Below are 14,006 nucleotides of genomic sequence, written 5' to 3' on the forward strand. Positions count from 1 at the left end.
CACAGAAGGCAGGCATCGATGCCCTCCAAGACCGTGACCGTCGGCTCCGCCGTCGGCCTGCACGCCCGTCCGGCCGCGCTCATCGCCGAGGCCGTCACCAAGTCGGGGGTGCCGGTCACCCTGGCCGGCCCCGGCGGCAACGCCATCGACGCGGGGTCGCCGCTGATGATCATGACGCTCGGCGCCAAGCAGGGCACCGAGGTCACGGTGAGCAGCGAGGACGAGGCGGTGCTCGACCGGATCGCCGACATGGTCGCCAGCGACCTCGACGCCGAGTAGTCCCGGCACCGCACGCGACGGCGCCCGCCACCTCACGGGGAGGTGGCGGGCGCCGTCAGGCCCCGTTCAGAGGCTCGTCCCGAGCCTGCGAGGGATGAGGAGAACGGGGTCCTTTCTCAGCCCTCGCGCGGGACGTCCCCGCGCCAGGCACCGGTCTCGGTGCCGCGGCTCTCGATGAACTCCTTGAACTTCTTCGCGTCGGCGCTGATCTGCCGGTCGTCGACACCGACCGCCGCGCCGACCTTCTCCACGACGCCCTGGGGCTCCCAGTCCAGCTGGATCATCACCCGGGTCGTGGTGTCGCTGAGCTTGTGGAAGGTGACCACACCGGCGTGCTTGGTCTCGCCGTCGGTGCTCTTCCAGGCCACCCGCTCCTCGGGGTGCTGCTCGGTGATCTCGGCGTCGAACTCCCGCTCGACCCCACCGATCTTGGTGACCCAGTGGGTGTGCCGGTCGTCGAGCTGGGTGATCCGCTCGACACCGTTCATGAACTGCGGGAAGGACTCGAACTGGGTCCACTGGTCGTACGCGGTCCGGATCGGGACGTCGACGTCGATCGACTTCTCCACGGTGGCCATGGGTGGCTCCTCCTCTGCTCGGGATCTGCCGTCGCAGAGCGCCCTACCCGAGCACGCCCGATCGAACACCCGGCGTGACGGACGCACCCCTCACCTGCGCCGAAGTGGCCACTTCGGCGAGGATCGACGTCGGACGCGGGGACGTCAGTTCCCTGCGGGGCGCCACCGAGCCGTGCACACGAGCATTCCCGTGAAGGCGACCACGGCGACCGCGCCGAGGGCGAGCACCAGCCAGCGCAGCCAGTCGAACGACTCGGGCAGCACCCGGACCGCCAGGCCGGGGACGATCGCGAGGTACCAGGCCGTCGAGGCGACGCCCGACCAGCGCCGGGCCCGGGCCACCAGCGGGTCGTCGGCGACCTCGGGCTCGGACCACGAACGCCGCAGGAAGCTCAGCGCCGTCAGTGCGCAGACGAGGGCGGCCAGCAGGCCGAGCGCGCCCACCGCGCCGCCGACACCGTCCCGCGCGACCGCGACGACCAGGAACGCGAGGAGCGCGAGGAGCGCGACCGTGCCCGCGGCCAACCCGATGCCGCGCCACCGGAGCAGGGTCGGCATCCCGAGCGGCTCCCGGAGCTCCTCGTCCCGAGCGGTGGGCCCGCTCCCTGCTCCGCTCATCGCCCCGCTTCCTCCTCGGGTTCGTCGCCGCGCCGGCGACGGATCGACGGCCGGGTGCATGGAACCAGCCGGGACGTGGCCCGTCCAGGCTCAGGAGGTGCGGACGGCGGCCGCGACGCTGCCGCGGACCGGCGCCTCGCGCAGCAGCAGCATCTGCACCAGGTGGTACGCGTCGGGCTTCCCGGCCCAGGTGACCTCGGCGACCGCGCCCTCGGGGGTGAGCTCGTGGTGCCAGCTGCCCGCCGCCTCGTCCAGGAACGACCGCTCGCCCAGCTCCTCCCAGCGGTGCTGCAGGGTCGCCGTCCGCGGGTCACCGGTGACGGCGAACCGGACCGCCGCCGCCGCGACCGCCTCGCAGAGCACCCAGTGCATCCGGGCGACCACCACCGGCTGGTCGGACCAGTCCAGCGTGTAGGGGAAGCCCGGGTGCCCGTCGGCGGCCCAGCCCCGCTCGACCGCGGCGGTGAACAGCCCGTCGGCGTCGGTGCGCAGCCAGCCGGGGGCGTGCTCGCCGAGCGCGGCGGCCAGGTGCCCGCACAGCCGGGCCCACTCGAACTGGTGCCCGACCGTCACGCCGTACGGCCGGAACGGGTCAGCCGGCCGGTCCCGGTTCAGCTCGGGCAGCGGCTCCCAGTCCGCGGTGAAGTGCTCGGGCAGCCGCCAGTCCCGCTCCCGCGCCCAACCGTGCACGATCCGCTCGGTGGCCCGCAGGGCGTGCGTGCGCAGCCGCGCGGTGGTGCCGGGGTCGCTGCCGGCCAGCGCGTCCGCAGCGGCGAGCATCGCCTCCACCCCGTGCATGTTGGCGTTGGCGCCCCGGTAGTCCTCGCCGGTGGTCCACGCGCGGTCGAAGGACTCGCGCGCCAGACCCTCCTCGTCGTCCCAGAACCGCTGCTCCCAGACGGCCAGCGCCTCGTCGAGCAGCTCGCGGCCGCCCGCGATCCCCGCGGTGGTGGCGGTCGCGCCGGCGAGCACCGCGAAGGCGTGCACGTAGGCGGCCTTGGTGTCGTCGTCCCCTGGACCAGGACCCACGGCGGACCGCCAGCCACCGTGCTCGTCGTCGTGCAGCGGCCCGGTCCGGAGCGCGGCGACGCCGTGCGCCGCCAGTTCCTCCGCGCCGGCGTACCCGAGCAGCGTGGCCAGCGCGAAGACGTGGGTCATCCGGGCGGTGATCCAGGTCTGCAGCGGGCGGTCGGTCAGGACGGCGCCGTCCCCGCCCTGCCACCCGAAACCGCCCGGCACCCGGGACCGGGTGGCGAAGGAGAGCACGCGATCGAGGTCGGTCACCCGGGAAAGGTAGCCCCGACGACGGCCGACGGGTGGCGCAGACACCTCCTGGTCGGTGGGGTTCAGAAGGTGAGGGCGGCGCCCGGGTCGTGCAGCAGCGCACCGACATCGGCGAGGAACCGCGACCCCAGCTCGCCGTCGATGATCCGGTGGTCGAACGACAGCGCCAGCGTGGTCACCTGACGGACGGCGATCTTCCCCTTGTGCACCCAGGGCTGCTCCCGGACGGCACCGAACGCCAGGATCGCCGACTCGCCGGGGTTGAGGATCGGCGTGCCGGTGTCGACGCCGAACACCCCCACGTTGGTGATGGTGATCGTGCCGCCGGTCAGGTCGGCCGGGGGCGTGCGCCCGGCGCGCGCCGTGGCGGTCAGGTCGGCCAGCGCCCCGGCCAGCTCGGGCAGCGACAGCCGGCCGGCGTCCTTGATGCTCGGCACCAGCAGGCCCCGCGGGGTGGCCGCGGCGATGCCCAGGTTCACCTGGGACTTCACCACGATCTCCTGCGCCGCCTCGTCCCAGCTGCTGTTCACCACCGGGTGCCGGCCGACGGCCAGCAGCAGCGCCTTCGCGACGAACAGCAGCGGGCTGACCCTCACCTCGGCGAGCTCGGGGCGCTCGGCCAGCCGCCGGCGCAGCTTCATCGTGCGGGTGACGTCGACGGTGAGGAACTCGGTGACGTGCGGCGCGGTGAACGCACTGGCGACCATCGCCGCCGCGGTGTGCTTGCGCACCCCCTTGACCGGGATGCGCGTCTCCCCCGCCGCGTGCCCCTGCGGGCGCTCGGCACCGGGTGCGCGGGTGCGGGCCGCGTCGACGTCGGCGCGGGTGATCACCCCGCCGTCCCCGGTGCCGGTGACCGTGGTCAGGTCGACGCCGAGGTCCTTGGCGTACTTGCGCACCGGCGGCTTGGCCAGCGGGCGCAGCGCGCCGGCGCCGGGCGGAGCCGCGATCCCGGGGGCTGCGGCGGCGGCCCGGTCGGCCTGCGCCTCGGCGGCCCGGCCGGCCTCCAGCCCACCGTGCCGCACCGGCTTCACCCGGGTGTCCGGCGCGGTGGCCAGCAGCGGCGGGTGGTCGGCGCCGGAGCCGTAGTCGGCCTGCGCAGGCACGGCGGGCCGGCGGGGGCGGCGGCGCGGCTCGGTGGTGCGCGGCCCGTACCCCACCAGGACGGCGGTGCGCTCCTCCGCCGCCGCCGCCGGCGGGGCGGCGGCCTCGGCCGAGGTGCCGTCCGGCCCGCCGGTGTCGATGGTGATGATCGGCGCCCCGACGTCGACCGTCGTCCCGACCTCGTGCAGCAGCTCGACGACGGTGCCGGCGAACGGCGAGGGGAGCTCGACGGCGGCCTTGGCCGTCTCGACCTCGCACAGCGGCTGGTTGACCGCCACTGTGTCGCCCACCGCGACCATCCAGGACAGGATCTCGCCCTCGGTGAGCCCCTCGCCGACGTCGGGCAGCCGGAACTGGCGCAGCTCGGCCATCAGAAGGCCAGCGCCCGGTCGACGGCGTCCAGCACCCGGTCGAGGTCGGGGAGGTAGTCCTCCTCGAGCTTCGACGGCGGGTAGGGCGTGTCGTAGCCGCCCACCCGCAGCACCGGCGCCTCGAGCGAGTGGAAGCAGCTCTCGGTGACCCGGGCGGCGATCTCCGCGCCCAGCCCCAGGGTCAGCGGCGCCTCGTGCACCACCACGCACCGCCCGGTGCGGCGCACCGAGGCGTGCACCGGCTCCAGGTCCAGCGGGGACAGCGTGCGCAGGTCGACCACCTCCAGCGAGCGGCCCTCCTCGGCGGCGGCCTCGGCCGCCTGCAGCGCCGTCTTCACCATCGGCCCGTAGGCCAGCACGGTGACGTCGTCGCCGCCCCGGACCACCCGGGAGGCGAACAGCGGGGCCGGCGCGCCGTCGAGGTCGACCTCGCCCTTGTCCCAGTAGCGCCGCTTGGGCTCCATGAACACGATCGGGTCGGGGTGGGCGATCGCCTGCTGGATGCCCCAGTAGGCGTCGGCCGGGCTGCTGATCGCCACCACCTTCAGCCCGGCGGTGTGCGCGAAGTACGCCTCCGGGCTCTCGCTGTGGTGCTCGACCGCGCCGATGCCGCCGCCGAAGGGGATGCGGATGACGATCGGCATCGGCAGCCGGCCCCGGGAGCGGGCGTGCAGCTTGGCGACCTGGGTGACGATCTGGTTGTAGGCGGGGAAGACGAACCCGTCGAACTGGATCTCGCAGACCGGCCGGTAGCCGCGCATCGCCAGCCCGACCGCCGTGCCGACGATGCCGGCCTCGGCCAGCGGGGTGTCGACGACGCGGTGCTCGCCGAAGTCCTTCTGCAGGCCGTCGGTGATCCGGAAGACCCCGCCCAGCCGGCCGATGTCCTCGCCCATCAGCACGACCTTGGCGTCGTCCTCCATCGCCCGGCGCAGGCCGAGGTTGAGCGCCTTCCCGATGGTGAGGGTGTCGGTCACCGCCCCGCTCCCTCGAAGCCGGCGTGGTACTCGAGGAACTCCGCGCGCTGGGCGGCCAGCTCGGGCGGCATCTCGGCGTACACGTGGTCGAACATCTCGGTCGGGGCCGGCTGGGCCAGCGCCCGGGTGCCGCTGCGGATCCGCTCGGCCAGCGCGTCGGCGTCGGCCTCGACCGCGGCGAAGAAGTCGGCGTCGGCGATGCCGCTGCGCGACAGGTGCGCCTTGACCCGGGCGATCGGGTCACGCAGCTTCCACTCCTCCAGCTCGCTGGCCAGCCGGTAGCGGGTCGGGTCGTCGGAGGTGGTGTGCGCGCCCATCCGGTAGGTGAACGCCTCGATGAAGGTGGGGCCCTGGCCGTCCCGGGCGGCGGCGAGCGCCGCCCGGGTGACCGCCAGCACGGCCAGCACGTCGTTGCCGTCGACCCGGACGCCGGGGAAGCCGAAGCCACTGGCCCGGTGGAACAACGGCACCCGGGACTGCCGCTCGATCGGGGCACTGATCGCGTACTGGTTGTTCTGGCAGAAGAAGACCACCGGCGCGGCGAAGGTCGAGGCCCAGATCATCGCCTCGTTCACCTCGCCCTGGCTGGTCGCGCCGTCGCCGAGGAAGGCCAGCGTGGCGCTCTCCGCGCCGTCGCGCTGCAGCCCCATCGCGTAGCCGGTGGCGTGCAGGGTCTGCGCCCCGATGACGACGGTGTAGAGGTTGAAGCCGGTGGCCGCCGGGTCCCAGCCGCCCTGGTCGACCCCGCGGAAGAGGCTCATCACGTGCAGCGGCTCCACCCCGCGGGTCCAGGCCACGCCGTGCTCGCGGTAGGTCGGGAAGGCCATGTCGTCGGCGGCCAGCGCCCGGCCGGCGCCGATCTGGGCGGCCTCCTGCCCGAGCAGCGAGGCCCACAGGCCGAGCTCGCCCTGCCGCTGCAGGGCCGTGGCCTCGGAGTCCCAGCGGCGGACCAGCACCAGGTCGCGGTAGAGGCCGCGCAGCTCCTCGTCGCTCACGTCGAGGGCGTAGCCGGGGTGCTCGACCCGTTCCCCCTCGGGCGTGAGCAGCTGGACCAGCTCCTGCTGCCCGGGCAGATGGGGAGCTGCGGCTCCCGGTACGGGGTCGACCACCTCGGTGGTGTGCGACAGCGCGGTCATGCGCGTCCCTCCTCGCCGTCTCGCGGGGCCGGGGTCTCCGGCGTCCCGCGCTGGACGTCCTCGCGGCGCCCGGGTGTGGCGCCGCTCACACACATGGTGGCATGCCGACGCCGCCAGCAGCAGATCACCACGCTGCCGATCTGCGCAAGATCCATCCCGGCGGGTGCGCACGATGACCGGTAGTAGGACGTCCTCGCATGCCAGACTGCGCACCGTGACCACCGGCACCACCCGACTCGACGCCACCGACGCCCGCCTGCTGCTGGCCCTGTCGGAGGACCCGCGGGCCACGGTGCTCTCGCTGGCCCAGACCCTGGGCCTGGCGCGCAACACGGTCCAGGCCCGGCTGGCCCGGCTGGAGTCCGGCGGCGTCCTCGACCCGTTCGAACGCCGGGTCCGCCCCGAGGCGCTGGGTTACCGCCTGGGCGCCTACGTCACGGTTCAGGTCGTGCAGCGCAGCCTGGCCGACGTCGCCGAGGCGCTGGCGGCGATCCCGGAGGTCCTGGAGGTCACCGGGCTCTCCGGCGTCGCCGACCTGCTGGTGCAGGTGGTCGCGGTGGACGCCGACGACCTCTGGCGGATCAGCGAGCAGGTGCTGGCCATCCCGGGCGTGCAGCGCACCGACACCAACCTGGCGCTGCGCCGCTTCGTCGACCACCGGATGACCCCGCTGCTGGAGCGCGCCGCCGGGAGCACCGCCGGGGAGTGACGGGCGCCGGGAGCCGACGTGCTCCGGCCGTTTCACCCTCCCGGCCTGCCGGGTAGGGGCGCGCCCATGGCGAAGCGAACCCCTCTGGGCACCATCGGCGCGGGCCGGCGCGGGATCAGCACGCTGGGCTGGGTGCTGCGCGGTGCGGCGGCCGGTGCGGCCGGCACGACCGCGCTGAACGCCGTCACCTACCTGGACATGGTGGTGCGCGGGCGGGGCAGCAGCTCCACCCCCGAGCAGACCGTCGAGGCGCTCGCCGACAAGGTGCACGTGCAGATCCCCGGCGACGAGGAGACCCGGCAGAACCGGGTGCAGGGGCTGGGCCCGATGACCGGGCTGGCGGCCGGCGTCGGCATGGGCGTCGTCGCCGGGCTGGCCCGGGCCGCCGGGTTCCGGTCGCAGCCGCTGGTCGGGACCGGGCTGATCACCGCCGGGGTGATGGTGGCGTCGAACGGGCCGATGACCGTCCTGGGCATCACCGACCCGCGGACCTGGTCGGCCAGCAGCTGGCTCAGCGACGTCGTCCCGCACGTGGCCTACGCCGCGGTGGTCAAGACGACGATGGACGCCTTCGCCCGCCCCTGACCTCAGCCGGGCGGCTGCCCCGCCAGCGCGGCGGTGACCGCCGCCTCGACGTGCAGCCGGGTCGTGGGGAACACCGGCACCGGGCTGTCGTCCTGGCCGACGAGGCGCTCGATCTCCGTGCACCCGAGGACGACACCCTGCGCGCCGGCCCCGGCCAGCCGCCGGATCACGTCGCGGTAGGCCTGCCGGGACTCCTCGCGGACGATGCCCAGCGCCAGCTCCGCGTAGATGATCCGGTGCACCTCGGCCCGGTCCTCGGCCGGCGGCACGAGCACCCGCACCCCGTGCCCGGCGAGCCGGTCGCGGTAGAAGTCCTGCTCCATGGTGAAGGCGGTGCCCAGCAGGCCGACCGTCTCGATGCCGGCGGCGGTCACCGCCTCCGCGGTCACGTCCGCCAGGTGCAGCAGCGGGATGCCGACGGCGGCCTGGACCTGGTCGGCCACCTTGTGCATCGTGTTCGTGCACAGCAGCAGGAGGTCGGCGCCGGCCGCCTCCACGCCGCGGGCGGCAGCGGCGAGGAACTCACCGGCCCGGGCCCACTCCCCCGCCACCTGGAGCCGCTCGATCTCGGTGAAGTCGACCGAGACGAGGACGCAGCGGGCCGAGTGCAGGCCGCCGAGCCGTTCCCGGACCAGCTCGTTGGCCAGCCGGTAGTACTCGACGCTGGACTCCCAGCTCATCCCGCCGAGCATCCCGATCACCCGCTGCCGGGGCGCCGGCGTCACGACCGCCCCTGCCAGCCGCGCTCGTCGACCCCACCGGGCACCGGGGCCCCGGGGTCGTAGGGGGTGCGGGTGAAGACGAAGGTCGCCAGGTCCAGGTGGTCCGGGGCGATCCGCAGCGTCTCCCCCGCGTAGTAGCCGTCCAGCCCCACCCAGGTGCCGTCCGACCGCGCGGCGAACCGGCTGGCCCGGCCGGGCCGACCGGGCAGCGGGCCCAGGTGGAGCAGCCGGTCGCCCTGCGCCCGCAGCACGTGCGGCGCCGGCCCCCAGAACCACACGCCCAGGTTCTCCAGCGACACCGGTGGCGGCGCCGGCGTCCAGGCCTCGACCACGCGCGGCTCGGCCGCCCGGAGGTCGGCCAGCAGGCCGGGGACGAGCGGGTCGAGCCCGCTGGTGGTGTTGGCCAGCATCACCGCGCCGGCCTGCTCGGCGCGGTCGACGAACACCCCGGCCAGGAACCCGGGCATCGAGCCGCCGTGCCCGACCAGCGTCGCCCCGTCCACGCGCACCACCTGCAGGCCCAGGCCGTACGCCGACCAGCCGCTGGCGGAGGAGTCGACCCCGGCCGGCACGGTCATCTCCTCCAGCGTCGCCGGGGAGAGCACGTCCGCGGTGTCGCCGAGCAGGAAGGTGGCGAACCGGCCGAGGTCGGCCAGCGTCGCCCACAGCTGACCGGCCGCGGCCATCACCCCGGCATCGTGCTCGGGCTCGGGCAGCACGACGTCGGCCCACGGGTGCACTGCGTGGCCCCGGGCGGCGGCGCCGCTGGGCCGCGGGGTGGTGCGGGTCATGCCGAGGGGCAGCAGCACCTCGTCCCGGACGACGTCGGCCCACGGCCGGCCGCGGTGCCGCGCGACCAGCTCGCCCAGCAGGCCGAAGCCGAGGTTGGAGTAGTGGAAGCGCCGGGCGGCGCCGAGCACCACGTCGTCGTCGCTGAGCGGCAGCTCGGCCAGCGTGCCGCCGGGCACGCGCTCCCACCAGCCACCCGGGCTCTCCGAGCCCGCACCGGCGAGGTGGGAGAGGAGCTGACCGACCGTGCGGTCGCCCAGCGGGGTGTCCGGCACGTGCTCGCCCAGCAGGTCGTCGAGGCCCAGGGCGCCCTCGTCGCGCAGCCGCATCACCACCAGGGCGGTGACCGGCTTGCTGATCGAGCCGAGCCGGTACTGGACGTCGGTGCACGGCTCGGCGACGTCACCGCGGCCGGCCGACCAGGCCAGCCCGCCGTCGCGGACGACGCCGGCGACCAGGCTGGGCGCCCGGCCGTCGCGCTGCACGCGGGCGGTGCGCGCCAGCAGGGTGCGGGCGGTGGAGGGCAGCACGGGATCGGCCATGCCGGGAGGCTAGCCAGCCCGGACGGCGGCGGCCTCCCCCACCGGCAGCCGGCCGGTGCGGCGGGCCCAGTGCTCGAACCAGAGGGTGACCAGCGGCGGCACCGAGGCGGCCAGCGCGAGGACGGTGGTGCCGAGCGACCAGCGCAGCACCCGCCAGGCGACCAGCGTCACGACGACGTAGGCCACGAAGACCGCGCCGTGCACCGGGCCGAACACCTGGACCCCGAGCTCGGAGGTGCCCAGCACCCACTTCACGAACATCCCGGCGAGCAGGAGCGCCCAGGACACCGCCTCGGCGACGGCGACGACGCGGAACGTGCGGGCAACGGGGGCGGGGGCGAGCAGACGGGCAGCCACGACCGGGGACAACGAACCACCGGCGCCCCGGTCTCCCGGATGTGACGAAGGACCCCCTCCTCCCACCCTTCGCAGGCTCAGGGCGGGACCCGGGAGGGGCCGTTCCAGGGCCCAGAGACGACGGTGCCCCGGCCGCCGTGAGGCGACCGGGGCACCGTCGTGAGGCGCTGGCGTCAGCCGGCGATCCGCCGCATCGCGGTGATGCTGCCCATCACGTCGATGCTGGCGACCTTGACGACGTCGCCCGAGGTCGGCGCGTGCACCATCTGGCCGTTGCCGATGTAGATGCCCACGTGGCTGACCGGCGAGTAGAAGGCGATGACGTCGCCCGGCTGCAGCTCCCCGCGGGAGACCGCGCGGCCCATGGTCGCCTGCGCCCGGCTGGAGTGCGGCACCTTGATGCCGGCGGCGGCGTAGGCGTACTGCACCAGGCCGGAGCAGTCGAACGACCCCGGACCGGCCGCGGCCCAGACGTAGGGCTTGCCGCGCTGGGCCATGGCGGTGCTGACCGCGGTCGCCGCGGCGCCGCTGGAGGCGACCACCGGGGCGGACGGCGCCGGGGCGGCAGCCGGAGCCGAGCCGCGGGCGGCGTTGCTGCCCCCACCGGCGCGGGCCCCCGGAGCCGGGGCGGAGCCGGCGGCGGACCCGGCGGCCTGATCGGCCGCCGCGGCCTCGGCGGCCTCGGCGGCGTGCTGGCGCTCGGCCTCGGCCCGGGAGGCGGCCTGCTCCGCGGCGGAGAGCCGCTCGTACATCGCCTGGTACTCGGCGATCTGCTTGTTCAGGTCGGTGCGCTGCTTCTCGACCTGGTCCAGCTGGCGCTGCGCCTCGGTGGCGGCGGTCTCGGCCGCGGCCTGGGCCTCGGTGGCCTGCTCGTCGGCCGTGACGGCCTCGCCCAGGATGCCGTTGTTGTGGTCGGCGATGGAGCCCAGCGTGCCGACGCGGTCCAGCAGCTCGTCGGCGGAGTCGCTGGTCAGCATCGCCTGCAGGGTGCTCAGCTGGTCGCCGGTGTAGGCGCTGCGGGCGACCTCGCGGACCCGGTCCCGGGCGCCGACCAGGGCGGCCTCGGCGGCCTCGACCCGGGCGGCCGCGGCGTCGACCTCGGCCTGCTTGGTCTCGAGCTCGACCCGGGCGTCGTTGAACTGCTCGGTGACGACCTCGAGTTCGTGCGCGCGCTCGGCGACCAGGGTGGCCGCCTCGGCGGAGGTGGTGGGTTCGGCCGCGGCGGGCGCGGGGCTGAGCAGCGGGGCGGCCACGAGGGCGCCGGCGGCGAGGAGGGTGACGACCGCCCGGCGGGAGGTGGACCCGCGGCGGGCAGGGTTGAGCGAACTCGCCATGTTCGGCGGGTGGTCCTTTCTTCCAACGAGCCGCCTACCGAGTTAGCTGACGGGTTCGGGTGGGAAGACACCCGGCACCTGCGGCCCGGCTGGGCCGCGCGGTGCTTCACCCCAGTGCTGCGGTGGGTCCCCGGTCCCCTGGCCCGCCGGAGTGCACGGGCCGCGGAGTTCGGCGGCGGTCTGGTCGGTCGCCACCGAGGGGTGGCTGAGGAGCCCGTCCGGACCGTCGCCCACCGTAAGGGCGTTATGGGCTCGTGACAAAGGCTCATTGCGATTTTGTTGAGAAACTCCCGGCGTGTGCTCCAACACGCTCACCGAGCGTGACAGGCGCGCCGGATCGGGCGTGTCGGCCGTCTCGGACACCGCGGTCGGGCGGCCGACACGCTTCCCGAGCTGGGCACCCGGCCGGACGCGGGCAGCGCCCCCGACCGCGGCCGGGCCGGGGAACCCCGACCGCCGTCGGCGACCGTCCGTCACGCTCCGCGAGCAACGGCGCGGCTCAGCGCCGTCGTGGCTCCGCGGTCCCACGGCGCTCCCGGCGCGGCGCTCCCCGACCGCCGACCCGGAGCCTGCTAGCGGGGCCCGGAGCGCGGCGCGCCAGGATGGACCGGTGCCCACCCTCACCACCGCCCCCTGGGACGACCCCGACGTCGCCGCGCTGACCGCCGCCCAGCAGGTCGAGCTGCGCGCCCGCTACGACGGCACCGGCGAGCCGGGGGTGCCGCCGTCCGCCGCCGACGTCGCCGTGGTGCTGCTGGCCCGGGACGACGACGGCACCCCGATCGGCTGCGGCGCCCTGCGCCCGCTGGGCGCGGCGGAGGCCGAGATCAAGCGGATGTACGTGGTTCCCGGCGCGCGCGGCCGCGGGGTGTCCAAGCTGCTGCTCGCCGGGCTGGAGGCCGAGGCGGTGGCCCGCGGCTGGACGACGGTGCGCCTGGAGACCGGCGTCCGGCAGCCGGAGGCGATCGCGCTGTACACCTCGACGGGCTACCGGCCGATCGAGGCGTTCGGGCACTACGTGGGTGCCGACGACCCGCACGCGGTCTTCTTCGCCCGGGAGCTGGGGTGAGCACCGCGGCCCGGTACGACGCGATCGTCGTCGGCGGTGGGCACAACGGGCTGGTCGCCGCCGCCTACCTGCAGCGCGCCGGGTGGTCGGTGCTGGTGCTGGAGCGGCGGGACGTGCTCGGCGGCGCCGCGGTCAGCCAGCAGGTGTTCGGCGGGGTCGACGTCCGGCTGTCGGCGTACTCCTACCTGGTCAGCCTGCTGCCCGACCGGATCGTGACCGACCTGGCGCTGCCGGTCCGCCTGGTCGACCGGGCCGTCGCCTCGTACACCCCGCTGCACCGCGACGGCCGGCACCGCGGCCTGCTGGTGGAGCGGGACGAGGGGCCGGCGACGGCGGCGTCCTTCCGGGCGCTCACCGGTGGCGACGGCGAACTGGCCGGCTGGCAGCGGTTCTACGGCCGGCTGACCACCCTGGCCGAGGACCTGGCGCCCACCCTCACCGAGCCGCTGCCCGGCGAGGCGGAGCTCACCGGCCGGCTGCGCGACCCGGCCATCTGGCACGACCTGCGCGAGCGGCCGCTGGCCGACGTCGTCGCCGACCACCTGACCGACGACGACCTGCGCGGCATCGCCCTCACCGACGGGCTGATCGGCACCTTCGCCGACGTGCACGCCGCCGACGGGCTGGCCGGGCGGTGCTTCCTCTACCACCTGGTGGGCAACGGCACCGGCCGCTGGCGGGTGCCGGTCGGCGGCATGGGCACGGTCAGCGGCGCGATCGCCACCGCCGCCCGCGCCGCGGGCGCCGACCTGGTCACCGGCGCCACGGTCACCGCCCTGGAGACCCGCGCCGACGGCGTCACGGTGCACTGGACCGACGCCGACGGGACTCCCTCGGCGGCCGACTGCTCGTACGCGGTCAGCGGCGCGGCGCCGACGGTGCTCGACGAGTTGCTGGGCGCGCCCCCGGCGCCCCGGCCCTCCGGGTCCCAGCTCAAGGTGAACATGGTGCTGCGGCGGCTGCCCGGGCTGCGCTCCGGGGACGACCCGCACCGGGTGTTCAGCGGCACGGTGCACGTCGACGAGTCGGCCTCGGCCATCGACGCCGCGTTCGCGGCGGCCGGCGCCGGGCGGCTGCCCGACGTCGTCCCGTTCGAGGTGTACTGCCACTCGCTGACCGACCCGTCGATCACCGGCGCCACGGGGCTGCACACGCTGACCCTGTTCGGTCTGCACACCCCGGCCGAGCTCTACGCGGCCGACCCGGTGGGCACCCGCGAGGAGGCGGTGCGCCGGGTCGTCGCCCAGCTCGACGAGCACCTGACCGAGCCACTGGCCGACTGCCTGGCCACCGACGCCGAGGGCCGGCCGTGCCTGCAGGCGGCCTCGCCGCTGGACGTCGAGGCCGCGCTGGCCATGCCGGGCGGGCACATCTTCCACGGCGACCTGTCCTGGCCGGTGGCGACCGACCCGGCCCAGGCCGGCACCTGGGGCGTGGCGACGGCACACCCGCGGGTGGTCGCGGCGTCGTCCGGGGGCACGGTGCGCGGCGGCGCGGTCAGCGGGCTCGGCGGGTTCGCCGCCGCCCAGCACCTGCTCGGGCGGTGACGGAT

General features: G+C 75.4%; 15 protein-coding genes and 1 riboswitch. Of the genes, 5 read left to right on the forward strand and 10 right to left on the reverse strand.

Translation table 11 applies throughout. The annotated features are described in order from the left end of the window. Positions 1 to 18 precede the first annotated feature (18 nt). Entirely contained in the window at positions 19 to 279 is a 261-nt protein-coding gene (locus tag ACI79U_RS03975; RefSeq protein ID WP_457065714.1) for an HPr family phosphocarrier protein, read from the forward strand. Positions 280 to 395: 116 nt separating this feature from the next. Here the strand turns inward: ACI79U_RS03975 and ACI79U_RS03980 are convergent, their stop codons facing one another. The 6 genes from ACI79U_RS03980 to pdhA form a co-directional block, all read right to left on the reverse strand. Then, positions 396 to 857, reverse strand: coding sequence for an SRPBCC family protein (locus ACI79U_RS03980; RefSeq protein WP_457065712.1), 462 nt, complete (start codon positions 855 to 857; stop codon positions 396 to 398). A 144-nt stretch (positions 858 to 1,001) separates the two neighbouring features. Further along, positions 1,002 to 1,475 carry a hypothetical protein gene (locus ACI79U_RS03985; RefSeq protein WP_457065710.1) on the reverse strand — a complete coding sequence of 158 codons (474 nt, stop codon included), beginning with the start codon at positions 1,473 to 1,475 and terminating at the stop codon, positions 1,002 to 1,004. A gap of 90 nt (positions 1,476 to 1,565) precedes the next feature. Then, positions 1,566 to 2,759 (reverse strand): AGE family epimerase/isomerase, encoded by a 1,194-nt coding sequence (locus ACI79U_RS03990; RefSeq protein ID WP_457065708.1) that lies wholly within the window; start codon positions 2,757 to 2,759, stop codon positions 1,566 to 1,568. A gap of 62 nt (positions 2,760 to 2,821) precedes the next feature. Beyond that, on the reverse strand, positions 2,822 to 4,234 hold the full coding sequence (locus ACI79U_RS03995) for a dihydrolipoamide acetyltransferase family protein (RefSeq protein WP_457065706.1): 1,413 nt from the start codon (positions 4,232 to 4,234) through the stop codon (positions 2,822 to 2,824). Beyond that, positions 4,234 to 5,211, reverse strand: a complete 978-nt coding sequence (locus tag ACI79U_RS04000; protein WP_457065704.1) for an alpha-ketoacid dehydrogenase subunit beta — start codon at positions 5,209 to 5,211, stop codon at positions 4,234 to 4,236. The genes ACI79U_RS03995 and ACI79U_RS04000 overlap by 1 nt, the downstream gene beginning before the upstream one ends. Next, positions 5,208 to 6,347, reverse strand: coding sequence for a pyruvate dehydrogenase (acetyl-transferring) E1 component subunit alpha (gene pdhA / locus ACI79U_RS04005; RefSeq protein ID WP_457065702.1), 1,140 nt, complete (start codon positions 6,345 to 6,347; stop codon positions 5,208 to 5,210). Before pdhA ends, ACI79U_RS04000 begins: the two co-directional genes overlap by 4 nt. A 214-nt stretch (positions 6,348 to 6,561) precedes the next feature. Here pdhA and ACI79U_RS04010 point away from each other — a divergent pair, with 214 nt between their 5' ends. Both ACI79U_RS04010 and ACI79U_RS04015 read left to right on the forward strand, forming a co-directional pair. Beyond that, complete coding sequence (locus ACI79U_RS04010) at positions 6,562 to 7,056, forward strand: Lrp/AsnC family transcriptional regulator (RefSeq protein ID WP_457065700.1); 495 nt, start codon at positions 6,562 to 6,564, stop codon at positions 7,054 to 7,056. Between the two features lie 66 nt (positions 7,057 to 7,122). After that, on the forward strand, positions 7,123 to 7,641 hold the full coding sequence (locus ACI79U_RS04015) for a hypothetical protein (protein WP_457065698.1): 519 nt from the start codon (positions 7,123 to 7,125) through the stop codon (positions 7,639 to 7,641). A 2-nt stretch (positions 7,642 to 7,643) separates the two neighbouring features. Here the strand turns inward: ACI79U_RS04015 and ACI79U_RS04020 are convergent, their stop codons facing one another. The 4 genes from ACI79U_RS04020 to ACI79U_RS04035 all read right to left on the reverse strand — a co-directional run bounded on the left by ACI79U_RS04020 (position 7,644) and on the right by ACI79U_RS04035 (position 11,385). Next, a complete protein-coding gene (locus tag ACI79U_RS04020; protein ID WP_457065696.1) occupies positions 7,644 to 8,366 on the reverse strand; it encodes an aspartate/glutamate racemase family protein in 723 nt (240 codons plus the stop codon). Next, positions 8,363 to 9,694, reverse strand: coding sequence for a serine hydrolase domain-containing protein (locus tag ACI79U_RS04025; RefSeq protein WP_457065694.1), 1,332 nt, complete (start codon positions 9,692 to 9,694; stop codon positions 8,363 to 8,365). The genes ACI79U_RS04020 and ACI79U_RS04025 overlap by 4 nt, the downstream gene beginning before the upstream one ends. A 9-nt stretch (positions 9,695 to 9,703) precedes the next feature. Continuing rightward, a complete protein-coding gene (locus tag ACI79U_RS04030) occupies positions 9,704 to 10,051 on the reverse strand; it encodes a DUF3817 domain-containing protein (RefSeq protein ID WP_457065692.1) in 348 nt (115 codons plus the stop codon). Positions 10,052 to 10,224: 173 nt separating this feature from the next. Further along, the gene (locus tag ACI79U_RS04035) at positions 10,225 to 11,385 is read right to left on the reverse strand and encodes a C40 family peptidase (RefSeq protein WP_457065690.1); all 1,161 of its coding nucleotides are present in this window, start codon (positions 11,383 to 11,385) and stop codon (positions 10,225 to 10,227) included. Positions 11,386 to 11,400: 15 nt separating this feature from the next. Continuing rightward, a riboswitch (cyclic di-AMP (ydaO/yuaA leader) is annotated at positions 11,401 to 11,570 on the reverse strand. Positions 11,571 to 11,995: 425 nt separating this feature from the next. Between ACI79U_RS04035 and ACI79U_RS04040 the strand changes: the two genes are divergently transcribed. Both ACI79U_RS04040 and ACI79U_RS04045 read left to right on the forward strand, forming a co-directional pair. Beyond that, positions 11,996 to 12,454, forward strand: coding sequence for a GNAT family N-acetyltransferase (locus tag ACI79U_RS04040; RefSeq protein ID WP_457065688.1), 459 nt, complete (start codon positions 11,996 to 11,998; stop codon positions 12,452 to 12,454). After that, complete coding sequence (locus ACI79U_RS04045) at positions 12,451 to 14,001, forward strand: phytoene desaturase family protein (protein ID WP_457065686.1); 1,551 nt, start codon at positions 12,451 to 12,453, stop codon at positions 13,999 to 14,001. Before ACI79U_RS04040 ends, ACI79U_RS04045 begins: the two co-directional genes overlap by 4 nt. The last annotated feature ends 5 nt before the right edge of the window (positions 14,002 to 14,006 follow it).

The organism is Modestobacter sp. SYSU DS0904 (genome assembly GCF_054051115.1).

Coding starts and splice junctions, on each gene's coding strand:
- ACI79U_RS03995 (WP_457065706.1), bottom strand. CDS start 4,234: ATGGCCGAGCTGCGCCAGTTCCGGCTGCCCGACGTCGGCGAGGGGCTC.
- pdhA (WP_457065702.1), bottom strand. CDS start 6,347: ATGACCGCGCTGTCGCACACCACCGAGGTGGTCGACCCCGTACCGGGA.
- ACI79U_RS04025 (WP_457065694.1), bottom strand. CDS start 9,694: ATGGCCGATCCCGTGCTGCCCTCCACCGCCCGCACCCTGCTGGCGCGC.
- ACI79U_RS03980 (WP_457065712.1), bottom strand. CDS start 857: ATGGCCACCGTGGAGAAGTCGATCGACGTCGACGTCCCGATCCGGACC.
- ACI79U_RS03985 (WP_457065710.1), bottom strand. CDS start 1,475: ATGAGCGGAGCAGGGAGCGGGCCCACCGCTCGGGACGAGGAGCTCCGG.
- ACI79U_RS04035 (WP_457065690.1), bottom strand. CDS start 11,385: ATGGCGAGTTCGCTCAACCCTGCCCGCCGCGGGTCCACCTCCCGCCGG.
- ACI79U_RS04015 (WP_457065698.1), top strand. CDS start 7,123: ATGGCGAAGCGAACCCCTCTGGGCACCATCGGCGCGGGCCGGCGCGGG.
- ACI79U_RS03975 (WP_457065714.1), top strand. CDS start 19: ATGCCCTCCAAGACCGTGACCGTCGGCTCCGCCGTCGGCCTGCACGCC.